Annotated in this window: 10 protein-coding genes; 6 read left to right on the forward strand and 4 right to left on the reverse strand. The window is 70.6% G+C overall.

Annotated features, from left to right (window positions below; all coding sequences use genetic code 11):
* Positions 1 to 68 precede the first annotated feature (68 nt).
* Positions 69 to 2,123, forward strand: coding sequence for a S8 family serine peptidase (locus CDO81_RS09445; RefSeq protein WP_088483050.1), 2,055 nt, complete (start codon positions 69 to 71; stop codon positions 2,121 to 2,123).
* Here CDO81_RS09445 and CDO81_RS09450 read toward each other — a convergent pair.
* The 3 genes from CDO81_RS09450 to CDO81_RS09460 form a co-directional block, all read right to left on the reverse strand.
* Positions 2,106 to 2,780, reverse strand: coding sequence for a hypothetical protein (locus CDO81_RS09450; RefSeq protein ID WP_144397181.1), 675 nt, complete (start codon positions 2,778 to 2,780; stop codon positions 2,106 to 2,108). The genes CDO81_RS09445 and CDO81_RS09450 overlap by 18 nt on opposite strands.
* Positions 2,777 to 3,496, reverse strand: a complete 720-nt coding sequence (locus tag CDO81_RS09455; protein WP_088482922.1) for a biotin--[acetyl-CoA-carboxylase] ligase — start codon at positions 3,494 to 3,496, stop codon at positions 2,777 to 2,779. The genes CDO81_RS09450 and CDO81_RS09455 overlap by 4 nt, the downstream gene beginning before the upstream one ends.
* 80 nt (positions 3,497 to 3,576) lie before the next feature.
* Positions 3,577 to 4,041, reverse strand: a complete 465-nt coding sequence (locus CDO81_RS09460) for an SET domain-containing protein (RefSeq protein ID WP_088482923.1) — start codon at positions 4,039 to 4,041, stop codon at positions 3,577 to 3,579.
* A gap of 120 nt (positions 4,042 to 4,161) precedes the next feature.
* On the opposite strand from CDO81_RS09460, the gene CDO81_RS09465 reads away from it, so the two are divergent.
* From CDO81_RS09465 to CDO81_RS09485, 5 genes are all read left to right on the forward strand, one after another.
* Entirely contained in the window at positions 4,162 to 6,759 is a 2,598-nt protein-coding gene (locus tag CDO81_RS09465; protein WP_088482924.1) for a DNA topoisomerase III, read from the forward strand.
* A gap of 85 nt (positions 6,760 to 6,844) precedes the next feature.
* The gene (locus CDO81_RS09470; protein ID WP_088482925.1) at positions 6,845 to 8,707 is read left to right on the forward strand and encodes an ATP-binding protein; all 1,863 of its coding nucleotides are present in this window, start codon (positions 6,845 to 6,847) and stop codon (positions 8,705 to 8,707) included.
* 162 nt (positions 8,708 to 8,869) lie between these two features.
* Positions 8,870 to 9,853, forward strand: coding sequence for an AEC family transporter (locus CDO81_RS09475; RefSeq protein ID WP_088482926.1), 984 nt, complete (start codon positions 8,870 to 8,872; stop codon positions 9,851 to 9,853).
* Between the two features lie 91 nt (positions 9,854 to 9,944).
* Positions 9,945 to 12,788, forward strand: coding sequence for a M16 family metallopeptidase (locus CDO81_RS09480; protein ID WP_088482927.1), 2,844 nt, complete (start codon positions 9,945 to 9,947; stop codon positions 12,786 to 12,788).
* Positions 12,789 to 12,823: 35 nt separating this feature from the next.
* Complete coding sequence (locus tag CDO81_RS09485; protein ID WP_088482928.1) at positions 12,824 to 14,080, forward strand: glutamate-5-semialdehyde dehydrogenase; 1,257 nt, start codon at positions 12,824 to 12,826, stop codon at positions 14,078 to 14,080.
* Between the two features lie 9 nt (positions 14,081 to 14,089).
* Here the strand turns inward: CDO81_RS09485 and glnE are convergent, their stop codons facing one another.
* Positions 14,090 to 16,804, reverse strand: a complete 2,715-nt coding sequence (gene glnE / locus CDO81_RS09490) for a bifunctional [glutamate--ammonia ligase]-adenylyl-L-tyrosine phosphorylase/[glutamate--ammonia-ligase] adenylyltransferase (protein ID WP_088482929.1) — start codon at positions 16,802 to 16,804, stop codon at positions 14,090 to 14,092.
* Positions 16,805 to 16,878 lie beyond the last annotated feature (74 nt).

The following is a 16,878-nucleotide window of genomic DNA, read 5'->3' on the forward strand; positions in this document are numbered from 1 at the left end:
TTGTCGATGGGAACATCCGAACGTGGTGTCCCTTGACACGCCCGAAGCAGACCACTGACGTGACCGACATGAAGCTGATCCGCCCCTTCCTGCTGAGCGCCGCCCTGGTGTCGGCCATCCTCGCCCCGCTGGCCGCACCGGCCCAGACGACGGCCACTGGCGAGGCCCGCGTCATCGTGCGCTTCAAGCCCCAGGCCGACAGCGTGCGGGCCAAGGCGCTGAGCGCCCGGGCCACCCGGGGCGAAGCCCGCGAGGTGGCCCAGACCCGCGCCACCGCGCTGGGCCTGCGCACGGGCCGCGCGCTGGCGGCCGGCATCAGCCTGGACGAGCGCACCCACGTGGTCACGGCCAAGGGCGTGACGTCCGAGCAGCTGGTTCGCCAGCTCGCCGCCGACAGCGAGGTGGAACTGGCGGTGGTGGACGGTCGCCGCCGCCACACCAAGATTCCCAACGACCCGCTCTTCGGTGGCGCGGACATCAACCCCGAGTCGACCGTGGGCGGTGCCCAGGCCCGCACCATCGACCAGTGGTACCTCAAGAAGCCCAACAGCACGGTGGTCTCCAGCATCAACGCGCCGGCCGCCTGGGACATCTCCACCGGCACGGCCAGCACCATCGTGGCGGTGCTGGACACCGGCGTGCGGCTCGACCACCCGGACCTTGCGGGTCAATTCGTGAGCGGCTACGACATGATCGGCTACGGCAGCAGCTCCAGCGCCACGTCCGTCGCGATCGCCAACGACGGCAACGGCCCCGATGCCGACCCCTCCGACCCGGGCGACTGGGTCAGCCAGGCCGACATCAACGCCGGCACCATCAGCGGCTGCACCAGCAGCGACATCGGCAACAGCTCCTGGCACGGCACGCGCGTCTCGGGCCTGATCGCCGCGGCCAGCAACAACGGCACCTCGATGGCCGGCGTGGGCTGGGGCCTGAAGATCATGCCCATCCGCGTGCTGGGCAAGTGCGGTGGCTATGACAGCGACATCATCGCCGGCATGAAGTGGGCCGCCGGCATCTCGGTGCCCGGCCTGCCAACGAACGCCAACAAGGCCAAGGTGCTGAACCTCAGCCTGGGTGGCGACGGCAGCTGCGGCACCACCGGCACCGGGGCGCTCTACCGCGATGCGATCACCCAGGTGAACGCGGCGGGTTCGACCATCGTCGTCGCCGCCGGCAACTCCGAGGGCCTGGCCGTCGGGCTGCCGGGCAACTGCCCGGGCGTCGTGACCGTGGCTGCGCTGCGCCACGTGGGCACCAAGGTCGGCTTCTCCAGCCTCGGCCCGGAGGTGACCATCGCTGCGCCGGGCGGCAACTGCATCAACACCGGCAGCGGCCAGCCCTGCCTGTACCCGATGATCAGCACAACCAACGCCGGCACCACCACCCCGGTGGCCAACGACGGGTCCACCACCGGCAGCAATGCCTCGGTGGGCACGAGCTTCTCGGCACCCATCGTCAGCGGCATCGTTGGCCTGATGACGTCGGTGCGGCCCAGCCTCACGTCGACCGAGGTCATCCAGATCCTGAAGAGCACCGCGCGCGCCTTCCCGACCACCGGCGGCGGCAGCGCGGCCGATGGCAACCCGCCGCAATGCAAGGCACCCAGCTCGACCGTGCAGGACGAGTGCTACTGCACCACCAGCACCTGCGGCGCCGGCATGGTCGATGCGGCGGCGGCCGTCGCCGCCGCGGCGGCGCTGAATGGCGTCACGGTGTCCATCGCGCAAAGCCCGACCAGCGGCCTGACCGCGGGCCAGACGCTCACGCTCACCGCCTCGGCCACCGGCCTGCCCAGCGGACGCACGGTGGCCTCCACGGCCTGGGTGGTGGTGGACGGCGGCGGCATCGTCACCGGCTTCGCCTCGGGCGCCAGCACCGCGACGGCGACCGTCACGCCCTCGGGCGCCGGCACGTTCACGGTGCGGGCCGACGTGACCGACAGCGGCGGCGTGACCTACAGCCAGAACGTCACGGTGACGGTGGCGGCGGCCGCAAGCACGGGCGGCTCGTCGGGAAGTTCGTCCAGCGGTGGCGGCGGTGGCGGCTCGGTGAGCGCCATGTGGCTGGCCGGCCTGCTGCTGGCTGCCTTGGCGCTGCGGCGCTCAGCGGCTCGCGGCTGACGCGGGGGCTGCGCCGCCGGCCGGGCAGGCGTGGAAGCCGCCGGCCAGGGCGGCATCCTTGCTGGCCTTGAGCTTGCCGGCCGTCAGGCCGTCGACCTGCGGCAGCACCAGGGTGTGGCGACGCTGGGCAGACTGCAGCGCCAGCACGCGCAGGCCCTTGAGCCCGCGCTTGTCGAACGCCGCCAGCTGCGCGTCGGCCTCGGCCTGGCTGGCATGCCGGCCCAGCACGAAGGCCGGCTGCTCGGCGGGCAGGCCTTCCAGCGGTTCGAAGTTCAGCCGCAGCTGCTTGTAGGTGGCCTCCTTGCGGGCGCGGAACTCCGGGTCGGCCAGCTTGATGGTGGCCACGACCCAGACGCCAGCCTGTTCGGTACTGCGCACCTGCGCCTCGGCGCCCAGGCTGCGCAGGGCGGTCTGGGCGGCGGCCAGCGCGGCGTCTCCCTCCAGCGGCCCCAGTTCCAGGCACACGCGCTGGGCCAGGGCAGCGGCGGCGCTGGCGGCCAGGGGCTGGATGCGCTCCGGGTGCTGTTGGGCCGCCACACGCTGCGGTTCGCGGCCGCCATCGGCGGGCAGGCCGGTCACGGCATCCAGCCAGCCGCGCGACCAGATGAAGAAGACGGCGTTGGCCACCAGCAGCACGACGACGAGGATGCGCATCACGGCGAGGACTCCAGTCTGAGGCTCAGTTCGCCCCCATGGCAGGCCTGCAGGCCGGCGGGGGTTTCAAGCAGCAATTCACCACGGGCCGACACACCGCGGGCCACGCCGGCTTGTTCCCCCACCCGCACCCGCTGGCCGGCCGTCAGGTCGCGCCGGGCAAAGGCGGCTTGCCAGGCGGCAAAGCCCAGGCTCTGGAAGTCGGCCAGCATGGCACGCAGTGCGGGGGCGAGGCGGTCGAGTGTGGTGGCGGCCGTGGCCGCGGGGTCGAGCGTCTGCAGGGCGGCATGGCCGCTGCGGTAGCCGCTGCGGTCGGCACCGGCCGGCAGCGGCTGCAGGTTCAGCCCGATGCCGATCACCACGCCGCGCTCGCCGCTGGGCAAAGCCGCGGTTTCGATGAGGATGCCGCCGAGCTTGGCGCCATCCAGGAAGAGATCGTTGGGCCACTTCAGCCGGATACGCGTACCCGCCGGGTCGAGCGCATCGGCCACCGCGCAGCCCACGGCCAGCGACAGGCCGGCCAGGTCCAGCTCGGCGGGCAGCGGCAGGGCGACCGAGAAGGTCAGCGCCGCGTCATCGCTCTGCCAGACCCGGCCCAGACGCCCGCGGCCCGCCGTCTGCCGGGCGGCCGACAGCAGCAGCGGCCCGCCGCCCTCGCGCAGATGGGCCAGGGCCTCGGTGTTGGTGGAGCCGCATTCGGCGAGGTGGCGTCGTTCCATGGCTCAGGAGAGGCTCTGTGCCTCTGTGGCTGTGTTCATGGGCCAGGGCAACGGTGCGGCGGCCGACATCACCGCCGCCCTCACCGCCGCTTGGGCGCCAGCATGGTGCCGCGGCAGGTGGCCGCGCCGCACCAGCAGGCGAACTGCTTCTTGAGCTTGGGGGTGTGGCGCTCGTCCAGCACCAGGCCGTAGTCGTAGAAAAGTTCCTCGCCCGGCTCGATGTCGCGCAGGGCCTGGATGAAGACCCGGCCGTCCACCTCGTCGGCTTCGCAGTTGGGCTCGCAGGCGTGGTTGATCCAGCGGGCGTCGTTGCCACCGTACAGTGCGTCGATCACCTGGCCGCCTTCGATGTGGAAATAGAAGGTGTGGTTGGGCTGGGCCGGGTCGTGCGGGTGGCGCCGCACGGCCTCCTCCCAGTCGATGCGCTCGCCGGTGTACTCGATGATGCGGCTGCCCGCTTCGATGGGCGCCGTGGCATAGACCCCGCGGCCATGCACGCCGGATTCACGGACTTGGATCTTGCGGCGTGGGGTTTTTTGCGTCATCGGCCCTGTGGTACGGTGATTTCATGGGTGCGCGCGTGCGTAGGCGTGCGCGCGAGGCCCGGATTGTAGGCAAGGGACCGTCGAGTCACCTTGCCAGGGAAGACCGAAAGAAACGACCCGATGAGCAAGACACTGATCATTGCCGAGAAGCCCTCCGTCGCGCAGGACATCGTCCGCGCGCTGACCCCCGTGGCCGGCAAGTTCGACAAGCACGACGACTACTTCGAGAACGACACCTACGTCGTCAGCTCCGCCGTGGGCCACCTGGTGGAGATCGCCGCGCCTGAGGAATACGACGTCAAGCGGGGCAAGTGGAGCTTTGCCAACCTGCCGGTCATTCCGCCGCATTTCGACCTCAACCCCATCGACAAGAACAAGGGCCGGCTCAACGCGCTGTCCAAGCTCATCCGCCGCAAGGACGTGACCGCCCTGATCAACGCCTGTGACGCGGGGCGCGAGGGCGAGCTGATCTTCCGCCTGATCGAGCAGTACGCGCGGCCGGCCAAGGGGCCGTGGAACAAGCCGGTGAAGCGGCTGTGGCTGCAGTCCATGACGCCGGCTGCCATCCGCGAGGGCTTCGAGAAGCTGCGCACCGACGAGCAGATGATGCCGCTGGCCGAGGCCGCACGCTGCCGCTCCGAGGCGGACTGGCTGGTGGGCATCAACGGCACGCGCGCCATGACCGCCTTCAACTCGCGCGACGGTGGCTTCTTCCTGACCACCGTCGGCCGTGTGCAGACGCCCACGCTGTCCATCGTCGTGGAGCGTGAGGAGAAGATCCGCAAGCACGTCGCCCGCGACTACTGGGAGCTGCGCGCCAACTTCGATGCCCAGGCCGGCCAGTACGAAGGCAAGTGGTTCGACCCCGCCTGGAAGAAAAACGACGACGCCGAGCGCCGTGCCGACCGCCTGTGGAACGCGGCCGACGCCGAGGCCATTGCCAAGGCCGTGCTCGGCCAGCCGGCCAGCGTTACCGAAGAGAGCAAGCCCAGCACCACCAGCTGCGGCGCGCTCTACGACCTGACCACGCTGCAGCGCGAGGCCAACTCGCGCTTCGGCTTCTCGGCCAAGACGACGCTGTCCATCGCCCAGGCGCTGTATGAAAAGCACAAGGTGCTGACCTACCCCCGGACGGATTCGCGCTTCCTGCCCGAGGACTACCTGGCCGTGGCCAAGCAGACCGCCGAGATGATTGCCGGCGAGGACCTGCCCGGCCCGCTGCAGGCGCTGGCCGCACACGCCCGCGTGGCGCTGAACAACGGCTACATCAAGCCCACCAAGAAGGTGTTCGACAACAGCAAGGTGTCGGACCACTTCGCCATCATCCCGACGCTGCAGGCGCCCAAGAGCCTGACCGAGGTCGAGGCCAAGCTCTACGACCTGGTCGTCAAGCGCTTCCTGGCGGTGTTCTTCCCGCCGGCCGAGTTCCTGGTCACCACCCGCATCAGCAAGATCGAGGCGGCAGGCAAGACCCATCACTTCCAGACCAATGGCAAGGTGCTGGTCAAGCCGGGCTGGCTGGCCGTGTACGGCAAGGACGTGGACGACGAGGATGCCAACCTCGTGCCGGTGCAGCCGGGCGAGGTGGTGTGCACCGAGAGCGTGGACGTGAAGGCGCTGCAGACCAAGCCGCCCGCGCGCTACACCGAAGCGACGCTGCTGTCCGCCATGGAAGGCGCGGGCAAGCTCATCGATGACGACGAACTGCGCGAGGCCATGGCCGAGAAGGGCCTGGGCACGCCGGCCACGCGGGCGGCCACCATCGAAGGCCTGATCAGCGAAAAGTACATGCTGCGTGAGGGCCGCGAGCTCATCCCCACGGCCAAGGCCTTCCAGCTGATGACGCTGCTGCGCGGGCTGGATGTGGAGGACCTCACCAAGCCCGAACTCACCGGCGACTGGGAGCACAAGCTCGCCGAGATGGAGAAGGGGCGCCTCAAGCGTGAGCAGTTCATGGCCGAGATCGCGGCCATGACCGAGAAGATGGTCGCCAAGGCCAAGGGCTACGACCGCGACACCATCCCGGGCGACTACGCCACGTTGAAGACGCCGTGCCCCAAGTGCGGCGGCATCGTGAAGGAGAACTACCGCCGCTTCACCTGCACCGGCAAGGCCGGTGATGGCGTGGATGCCTGCGGCTTCTCCATCGGCAAGATCCCGGGCGGCCGCAGCTTCGAGTTGCACGAGGTCGAGCAGTTCCTGCGCGACAAGAAGATCGGCCCGCTGGAGGGCTTCCGCTCCAAGGCCGGCTGGCCGTTCACCGCCGAACTCGCGCTGGTCTACGACGACGAGATCGCCAACTGGAAGCTGGAGTTCGACTTCGGCGAAGACGCCAAGAAGGCCGAGAACGACGGCGAGCCGGTGGACTTCTCCGGCCAGGCGAGCCTGGGCGCCTGCCCCAAGTGCCAGGGCCATGTGTACGAGCACGGTGCCAACTACGTCTGCGAGCACAGCGTGGGCGCGCACGTGACCTGCGACTTCAAGACCGGCAAGGTCATCCTGACCCAGCCGATCGAGCCGGCGCAGGTGACCAAGCTGCTGGCCGACGGCAAGACCGACCTGCTGGAGAACTTCGTCTCCAACAAGACCCGCCGCAAGTTCAAGGCCTTCCTGGCCTATGACAAGAAGGAAGGCAAGGTCATCTTCGAGTTCGAGCCGCGCGCGGGCAAGGCGCCGCCGGCCAAGAAGGCGGCTGCCAAGAAGACCGCCAAGGCTTGATGCCGCAGGCTGCGCGTGAGTCCGGCCGCTGGACTTTCGCGCGGCGCCGCGTTCTGATGCGGGCCAAGACAAGGGAGTTCAAGGGATGGCCCTGAGACCGTTCAGCCTGGGCATCCAGGCACGCCTGACGGCGGGCATCGCGCTGGTCGCGAGCCTGCTGGTGCTGGCCGTCGGCTGGTACTGGACGGCACACGAGGAAGAGGAGCTGCTGCACGACATGCGGCAGCGCGAGGCGCGCATGGCCCGTCTCATCGAGCGGGGCTTTGCCGGGCCGATCTGGAACCTCGACCATGTCGCCATCGACAACCTGCTCGATGCCGTCATGGCCGATCCCGAGGTGCATGCCATCGAGCTGACGGGCCTGGGCCTGCGTGGCGGCCAGGCCCGACGCAGCCGCGACACCCCGGCCAACGGGCCGCTGCGCCGCGAGTTCGCCATCACCTACCAGCCTGCCGCCGAGGCACCGGGCACCCAGGTCGGCATGGCCGCGCTGGTCTTCACGCGGGACCTGGTGGATGAGCAGATCCGCCGCACCCGGCTCTTCGTCGTGCAGCTGCTCGGCGTGGTGGTGGCGGGCATCGTCATCGCCCAGTCGCTGTTGGTGCATTTCCTGGTGCGCCGGCCGGTGGCCCGGCTGGGCGCGCTGGCCCAGCGCGTGGCCAAGGGCGACCTTGGCGCGCAGGAGACGGTGGAGCGCAGCGACGAGATCGGCGAGCTGACCATGCGCTTCAATGCGATGAGCCTGAAGCTGCGCAGTGCGGCTGACCAGGTGCAGCTGAGCTCCGAGGGCCTGCGCGCCAGCGAGGCCCGCTACCGCAGCCTGTTCGAGAACGCCACCGAAGGCATCTTCCAGGCCGACGCCGACGGCCGGGTGCTGAGCATGAACCGCGCCTTCACGCAGATGCTGGGCCTGGGCTCGCAAAGCCCGGTGGGGCGCCGCCTTCGCGAGGTCACGGGCATCGACCGTGAGGAATTCCAGCGCATCTCCGCCGTCATGAGCGAGCAGGGCCGCATCCAGCAGGCGCAGTTGCAACTGCTGGGCGCGAATGGCCGGCCGCTGTGGGTGGAGCTCAATGCCCATTGGGTGGAGGGTGAGGGCGGCCAGCGCCGTATCGAAGGCATGGTCAGCGACATCTCGCTGCGCCGCCAGGCCGAGGCGGAGCTGACCCGCCACCGTGAGCACCTCGAAGACCTGGTGGCCGAGCGCACCGCCGAGCTGAGCGAGGCCAAGCTGCGCGCCGAAGCCGCCAACCAGGCCAAGGGCCGTTTCCTGGCCACGATGAGCCATGAGTTCCGCACGCCGCTGAACGCCATCCTCGGCTTCACGCAGTTGATGCAGATGGACGCGGCCATGCCGGCCACCACCCAGACCCGGCTGCAGCTGATGCGCGACTCGGGCCAGCATCTGTTGGAGCTGATCAACGACGTGCTCGACATGGCCAGCATCGAAGCTGGCAAGGTCAGCCTCAAGCCCAGCGCCGTGGACCTGCGCGCGCTGCTCGACATGGCGGGTGACAGCGTGCGGCTGCGCGCCGAGCAGAAGAACCTGGCCTTCAGCCTGGAGGTCGACGCGGCCCTGCCGGCGCAGGTGCTGGTGGACGGCCAGCGGCTGCGCCAGGTGCTGCTGAACCTGCTGTCCAACGCGGTGAAGTTCACCGATCAGGGGCAGGTGCGGCTGAGTGCCGCCGTCCTCTCAAGGGAGGCGGGCCAGGTGCGCCTGCAGCTGGCTGTGGCCGACACGGGCATCGGCATGACCGCGGCCCAGCAGGCCCGCCTCTTCCAGGCCTTCGAGCAGGTGTCGGAAGCCTCCCGCTCGCTCGGCGGCACGGGCCTGGGCCTGTCCATCAGCCAGCAGCTGGTGCGCCTGATGGGCAGCCAGATCGAGGTGCAGAGCGAAGCGGGGCAGGGCACCCGGTTCGCGTTTGAGCTGCATGTGCCGCTGGCGTGAGTTGGGCGTGTTGCGGTCGAGACTGAACACAGCCACAGAGGCACAGAGGCACAGAGCGTGCGCGCTGAAGGCCGCCGTGGATGGGCAGCCCGCGCGCTCTGTGCCTCTGTGTCTCTGTGGCCTTGTCTTCGTGCGATGCCACGCGACTGAGCGAGGGGCCCCATGACTTGGGAAATCGCAGCCAAGCTGCTGGCGATTCTCGTGGCCGTGTCGATCGGCTGGGCCGTCGGCCGCATGCGCTGGCTGGGCGGCGGGCCGGCGGGCAGTGACACTGACCCGGCCCGGGTGTTGGCCAATGCCGCCTTCTACATCTTCGTGCCGGCGCTGCTGTTCCGCACCACCGCGCGGCTGGACACCGCCACGCTGCCCTGGGCCTTCCTGCTCGCCTTCTTCGTGCCGGCCCTGCTGCTGATTGCCGTCCTGTACGTCGTCTACCGCTGGCGTGCCAAGCCAGGCGAGCCGGTGGTGGCGCCCAGCGTGCGGGCCATCACCGCGGGCTTTGGCAACACCTTGCAGGTGGGTCTGCCGGTGGCGGCGGGCGTGTTCGGCGAAAAGGGCCTGGCGATTCATATCGCGGTGGTCAGCCTGCATGCGCTGTCCATCCTGACGATGCTCACCGCCATCGTCGAGCTGGACCTGGCCCGCGAGCGCCGCAGCGGCCATCTGGGGGCCATGCTGCTGCAGACCGTGCGCAACACCGTCATCCACCCGGTCGTGCTGCCCGTGCTCGCGGGCCTGGCCTGGAACGCCACCGGTCTGCCGATTCCCGCGGTGGCCGATGAAGCCCTGCAGAGCCTGGGCACGGCCGTCGTGCCGCTGTGCCTCACGTTGATCGGCATGAGCCTGGCCTATTACGGCTGGCCGCGCACCTGGCACGGCCTGGCGGGGCTGGTGGTCGCGAAGCTGCTGCTGATGCCCGCGATCGTGTTCGCCGTGGGCTACGGGCTGCTCGGACTGAAGGGCATGCCGCTGGCGGTCATCGTCATGATCGCCGCCCTGCCCACAGGCTCCAACGCGTTGATCTTTGCGCAGCGCTACCGTGCGCTGGAGGCCGAGGTGACGGCCGCCACCGTCTTCTCCACCGTGCTGTACGTGGGCACGGCCCCGCTGTGGCTGGCCCTGCTGGCCTGGCTGTCGCCCTGGTGAGGCAGTGATGACGCATGGCACTGTGCATGATGTCCAGCCCGCGGCCCAATCCAGGGCCTGAACCTGACTTGATCCCGAGGACGCTCCCGTGATGCATGCTCCCGCCCCCCGCCGCCTGGTCGCGCTGCTGTCGCTGGCCGGCGCCCTGCTGGCCACCGCTCCCGCCATGGCAGCGCCCGAAGCCGCCGGTGCGCCTGGCGCCGTCAGCGCCGAGGCGGGCCAGGTCGCGGTGCGCCACGAGAAGTTCACGCTGGACAACGGCTTCGAGGTCATCCTGGTGGAAGACCACCGCCTGCCGCTGGTGGCCTTCAACCTGTGGGTGCACGCCGGGCCGCGCAACGAGGCCGCGGGGCAGACGGGCTTTGCCCACCTCTTCGAGCACCTGATGTTCGCCGGCAGCCGCCATGTGCCGCGGGGCCAGTTCGACAAGTTCATCGATGCCGCTGGCGGCACGGACAGCAACGGCTCCACCAACTTCGACCGCACCAACTACTTCTTCACGCTGCCGTCCAACCAGCTGGCGCTGGGCCTGTGGCTCAAGTCCGACATGCTGGGCTGGATGATCGACGAGGTCGACTCGGTCGCCCTGGCCAACCAGCAGGACGTGGTGCGCAACGAGCGCCGCCAGAGCTTCGAGAACCGGCCCTACGGCATGGCCGACGAAGCCATGTACCAGGCGCTCTACCCCGAGGGCCACCCCTACCGAGCCGCTGTCATCGGCTCGCACGCCGACATTCAGCGCATCCGGCTGGCCGACGTGAAGGCTTTTGCCCGCACCTACTACCGGCCCAACAACGCCACCATGGTGCTGGCCGGGGACTTCGATCCCGCCGAGGCCCGCGCCCTGGTGCAGAAGTACTTCGGCACGCTCAAGGCCGGCCCCAAGCCGCCCGACGTGCATGTGGCCATGCCGGAGATCACCCAGGAGCGCCGCCTCGTGGTGCCTGACCGCGTCGAGCTCAGCCGCTTGACGCTGGCCTGGCATACGCCGCCGATGTTTGCCGCTGGCGATGCGGAGCTCGACGTCGCGGCCCACGTGCTCGGCGGCGGCCGCGCCAGCCGCCTGTACGGCCTGCTGGTGCGCGACCGGCAGCTCGCCCAGAGCGTGGACGTGTCGCAGGGCTCGCAGTCGCTGAGCTCGGTGTTCAACATCGAGATCGTGGCCCGCCCCGGCGCGTCGCTGGAGGCCATCGAGCAGCTCGTCGACGCCGAGGTGGCCCGCCTGGCCGCCACGCCGCCCAGCGAGGCCGAGCTGGCCCAGGCGCGCGCCAGCATCCAGACGCAGTTGCTGCAGCGGATGGAGAAGGTCACGACCCTGGCCGACCTCGTCAACCACTACAACCAGATGGCGGGCGACCCCGGCTTCGTCGGCCGCGACCTGGCCCGGTATGCCGCGACCACGCCGGCCGCCGTGAGTGCCACGGTGGCGCGCTGGCTGGCCAAGGACCGGCGCGTCGTCGTGCAGGCGGTGCCCGGCGAGCCGGTGCTGCCGCCCGAGGTGCCCACGCCGCCCATGCCCACCAAGGCCGCCAAGGGCGAGCGCGAGTCCATCAACGTGGCACAGGCCTGGCGCAACAAGCCGCCCGCGGCCGGCCCCGCCAAGCCGCTGACGCTGCCAGCCGCGCGCAGCTTCACGCTGCCCAACGGCCTGACCGTCATCCACTCGCCCAAGCCGGGCCTGCCGCTGGTCAGCGCCAGCCTCGTGCTGCGCGCCGGCCAGGCGGTCAATCCGGCGGATCGCCCGGGCCTGGCCACCTTCGTGGCGGCCATGCTGCCCGAAGGCACCGCCACGCGCAGCGCGCAGCAGCTGGCCGAGAGCCTGGCGGCGCTGGGCGCCAGCCTGCATGCCAACGCCGGCGCCGAGACCGCGCAGGTCGACTTCTCCGGCCTCAAGGCCACGGCCCGTGAGGGCTTTGCACTGATGGCCGACGTGGTGCAGAACCCTGCGTTTGCCGATGCCGAGGTCGAGCGCAAGCGCGCCCAGCTGCTGGCCGCCCTGGCCCAGACCCGCGAGCAGCCCGACCAGCTCGCCAGCGTGGTGGCGGACCGCGTCTACTTTGGCGAGGGCCATCCGCTGGCGCCGTCGTCGCTGGGCGACGAGGCCAGCCTGAAGGCCATCGACAGCGCCGCGCTGCGCCAGTTCTGGCAGGGCCGCTACCGGCCGGAGCGCGCCGCCCTGGTCGTGGCGGGCGACCTCACCGAGGCCGAGCTGCGCGCGCTGGTGGAGCCGCTGTTCGGCCCCTGGCGCGCACCCGGCGAGGCCGCCGCGGAGCGGCCCCTGCCGCCGGCCCGCCCGGCGGCCACCCGCACCGTGCTGGTCGACAAGCCCGGCGCACCCCAGACGGCGCTGGCCATCGTGGGCCCCGGCCCTGCGGCCGGCGTGCCGCAGGCAGCATCGATCAAGGTCATGAACGCCGGCTTCGGCGGCCTGTTCACCTCGCGGCTGAACACCCAGCTGCGCGAGGTCAAGGGCTACACCTACGGCGTGTTCTCGGGCTACGGCATGGGGCGTGAACGCGGCCAGTTCAGCATCCGCGGCAGCGTGCGCACCGACGTGACCGGCGCCGCGCTCGTGGATCTTGGCAAGGAGATCCAGGGCATGCGCGCCAAGCCCATGGGCGCGGCCGAACTGCAGCGGGTGCGCAATGCGCAGCTGCTGTCGCTGCCGGGCCTGTTCGACACCAATGCCGCCGTCGTGGCGGGCTATGCCGGCAACTGGTCGGCCGGCCAGCCGCTGAATGCCATCACCGAGCTGCCGGCCCGCTACGCCGCCGTCACCTCGGCCTCGGCCCTGCAGGCGGCGCGCGACTTCCTCGACCCCGCGCGGCTCATCGTCGTGGCGGTGGGCGACAAGGCCAAGGTGCTGCCGCAGCTCAAGGCCATCGGCCGCCCCGTCGAACTGCGGGACGCCGAAGGGGCCCTCGTCGGCAAGTGAACCCCGGCGCCGCGCCGCGCGGGGACAATCGCGGCATGAGTGCTGACCTCGCCGCCTACATGGACGACCTCGGCCGCGCCGCCCGCGCGGCCGCCACGCAGATGGCCGCCGCCTCGACGGCCGCCAAGAATGCCGCGCTGCTGGCCCTGGCCCGGCGCCTGCGCGAGGCCGGCCCGGCCCTGGCCGAGGCCAATGCCCGCGACCTGAGCCGCGCGGCCGAGCTCAGCGGCCCGCTGCGCGATCGGCTCAAGCTCGATGCCAAGACCCTGGCCACCGTGGCCGAAGGCTGCGAGCAGATCGCCGCCATGCCCGACCCCATCGGCGAGATCACGGGCGTGAAGCGCCGCCCCACCGGCATCAGCGTGGGGCAGATGCGGGTGCCGCTGGGGGTGTTCGGCATGATCTACGAGAGCCGGCCCAACGTGACCATCGAGGCCGCGTCGCTGGCCATCAAGAGCGGCAACGCCTGCATCCTGCGTGGTGGCTCCGAGGCCCTGCATTCCAACCTCGCGCTGGCCGAACTGGTCGCGGCCTCGCTGGCCGAGGCCGGCCTGCCGCCCGCGGCCGTGCAACTGGTCAACACCACCGACCGTGCCGCCGTGGGCCTGCTCATCAGCCGCCCGCAGTGGGTAGACGTGATCATCCCGCGTGGCGGCAAGGGCCTGATCGAGCGCATCGCCAGCGAAGCCCGCGTGCCCGTCATCAAGCACCTGGACGGCAACTGCCACAGCTATGTGGACGAGGCGGTCGACCTGGACCTGGCCGTGAAGGTGGTCGACAACGCCAAGACCCAGAAGTACAGCCCCTGCAACGCCACCGAGTCGCTGCTGGTGCATGCAGCCCAGGCGCGTGCCTTCCTGCCGCGCATCGCCGAGGTCTTCCGCGCCAAGGGCGTGGAGATGCGCGGCTGCCCGCGCACCCTGGCCCTGGTGCCGGGCGCCGTGGCCGCAACCGAAGAGGACTGGTCGACCGAATACCTCGCGCCCATCATCAGCATCAAGGTGGTCGACAGCCTCGACGAAGCCATCGCCCACATCAACCGCTATGGCTCCCACCACACCGATGCCATCCTCACGACGAACCACCCGAACGCGATGCGCTTCTTGCGCGAGGTGGATTCGGCCAGCGTGATGGTCAATGCCAGCACGCGCTTTGCCGATGGCTTCGAGTACGGGCTGGGTGCCGAGATCGGCATCTCCACCGACAAGTTCCACGCCCGCGGCCCGGTGGGCCTGGAGGGGCTGACGTCGATGAAGTGGGTGGTGCTGGGCCAGGGCGAAGTGCGCACCTGACCGGGCCGGTCAGCCGAACACCGCCTGCCAGAGCGACCTGACGGCTGCGCGGTGCGCCGCCAGCGGCGCCGCCGCTTCGGCATCCAGCGCGGTGGACTGCTCGTCCAGCCGGGCCTTGTGCTGCACCCGGCGTAGCTCGCGGTAGGCGTTTGCGGCGCTCACGCCCACGCCCACGGGCAGCAGGCCGACGGCTTCGCAGCGCTGCAGCAGCGCGATGTTGCCCAGGTTGTCCAGCAGCTCCGGGTGAGCGGCTGCGTGGGCGAGCACCAGGGTCTGAAGCGCGAACTCGGCGTCCATCATGCCGCCCTCGCTGTGCTTCACGTCGAACAGCTCCGGCCGCACCGGCCGGGCCGCACGCACCTTCTCGCGCATGGCCTGCACTTCCTGGCGCAGCGCGGCGGCATCGCGCGGGGCGGTCAGCACCTGGCGGCGCACGCTCTCGCAACGTGCGGCCATGGAGGTCTCGCCGGCGCAGAAGCGCGCCCGCGTGATGGCCTGGTGTTCCCAGGTCCAGGCGGTGTTGCTGCCGCGGCCGGTCTGGTAAGCCTCGAAATGGGCCAGCGACGTGACCAGCAGCCCCGAGTTGCCGTTGGGGCGCAGCGCGGTGTCGATGTCGAACAGCTCGCCCGCCGCGGTGCGCAGCGTCAGCCAGGTGATGAGGCGGCGCACGAAGGCGCCGTAGATTTCGGCGGCGTTCTCGTCGTCGTCATCGAACACGAACACCACGTCCAGGTCGCCGCCGTAGCCCAGCTCCTTGCCGCCGAGCTTGCCGTAGGCGATGACGGCCAGGCGCGGGTCGGGGCGGTGGGCCTTGCTGAAACGGCTCCACGCCCACTGGATGGCGATCTGCAGCACGGCGTCGGCCAGCAGGCTGAGGTCGTCGGCCACCTGCTCGACCGTGATGCTGCCTTCCACGTCGCGCACCAGCGTGCGGAAGACCTCGGCATGGTGGGCGCGGCGCAGGGTGTCGAGCAGGGCCTCCTCGTCGGCCTCGCCACTGCGGGCCCAGCCCTGCTCGCGGTCGAGCAGGTCAGCGATGAAGGCCTCGCGGTCGAAGCGGGCGGTCAGCAGCAGCGGGTCGGCGAGCTCGTCGATGACGCCCGGATGCTGCATCAGGTAGCGCATGGGCCAGCGCGCCAGGCCCAGCAGGCGCAGTAGGCGCTGCTGCACGGCCGGGCGCTCCACCAGCAGGGCCAGGTAGCTTTCACGGCGCAGCAGCGGGCCGACCCAGTCGACGAAACGCAGGGCAGCGTCCAGCGAGCATTCCTCGGCCTCCACGGCCTGGGCGGCGCGGTGGAAGAGCTTGGCCAGGCGCTGGCGCGATTCCTCGCGCAGGCCCTGCACGCGCGGGGTCTCGGCGAGTGCCCGCACCGCGCTGGCCAAAGCGGGCGGCAGGCCGTTCAGGAAGTCCTCGCCATCCACCGCCGGCTTCGGGCCGCCGCACTGGCCGCCCTTGCAGCTGCCTTGGGGCTTGCCGCCTTCGTGTAGCAGCGCGTCGAACTCGTTGGCCACCAGCTCGCGCACCTCGCCGAGCTGCTCGAAGAGCTCACAGGTCTCGCGGCTGCAGGCCAGGCCCATGGAGGCGGCGATCCAGGCCAGGTCGGCGTCGCCCTGGGGCAGGCAGTGGGTCTGTTGGTCGTCCAGGAACTGGATGCGGTGCTCCACCCGGCGCAGGAAGATGTAAGCGTCGGTGAGCCGCTGCGCGGTCTCGGGCTTCATCAGCCCACCGGCAGCGAGCTGGGCCAGGGCCTTGACCGTCGAGCGGGTGCGGATCTCCGGGAACTGCCCGCCTCGCACCACCTGCAGCAGCTGCACGATGAACTCGATCTCGCGGATGCCGCCACGCGACAGCTTCACATCGTTCGCCCGCTCGGGCCGGCCGGCGGCCCGGGCCTTGGCCTCGCTGCGGATCTTGGCGTGCAGCTGGCGCAGGCCTTCGAACACACCGTAGTCGAGATAACGGCGGTAGACGAAGGGCGTGACCAGGTGGCGCAGCGCCTGGGTGCGGGGGTCGCCGGGCGCGCCCAGGCCCGCCAGCGGCGCCACCACGCGGCTCTTCAGCCAGGCAAAGCGCTCCCACTCCCGGCCCTGCACCAGGAAGTACTCCTCCAGCATCGGCAGGCTGACCACCGGCGGGCCGCTCTTGCCGTTGGGCCGCAGCGCCAGATCCACGCGGAAGACCTGGCCGTCGTCGGTCACGTCGCCAATCAGCGCGTACAGCCGCTTGGCCACGTGGGTGAAGTACTCATGCGCCGTCACCGGCCGGGGGCCGTGGGTGGCGCCGTCGTCTTCGTAGACGTAGATGAGGTCGATGTCGGAGGACACGTTCAGCTCGCGCGCCCCGAGCTTGCCCATGCCCAGCACCCAGAAGGCGATGTCGGTGCCGTCGGGCGTCTGCGGGGCGCCGTGGATCTCGTCGAGCTCCAGGCGCGCGGCGGTCAAGGCGCGGTCCAGCGTCACCTCGGCCAGGTGGGTCATGGCCAGCGTGATGTGCTCCACCGGCGCGGCCTGCTCCACGTCCAGCACGGCCAGGCGCTCCAGCACCAGGTGGCGGGCCACGCGCAGGCTGCTGGCCAGGGGGCGGGTTGCGAGCAAGGTGTCGATCAGCGCGCCGATGACCGCCCGGTCGGGCAGGCCGGGCGGCAGCAGGGCCAATTCGGCCGCATAGCGGCGGCGCACCCGCTGTACGTAACGGCTGTGATCGGCTGAAACGGTCAATCGCATTCCTGGTATTTCCAAGCAGCTGCCGTGGCACCGGCTTTGCCGGGCCACAGGCGGCGCCCCTTGAGGGGCCGGCG

The sequence above is a fragment of the Roseateles puraquae genome (assembly GCF_002205845.1).
In the GTDB taxonomy this organism is placed as follows: Bacteria; Pseudomonadota; Gammaproteobacteria; order Burkholderiales; family Burkholderiaceae_C; genus Pelomonas; species Pelomonas puraquae.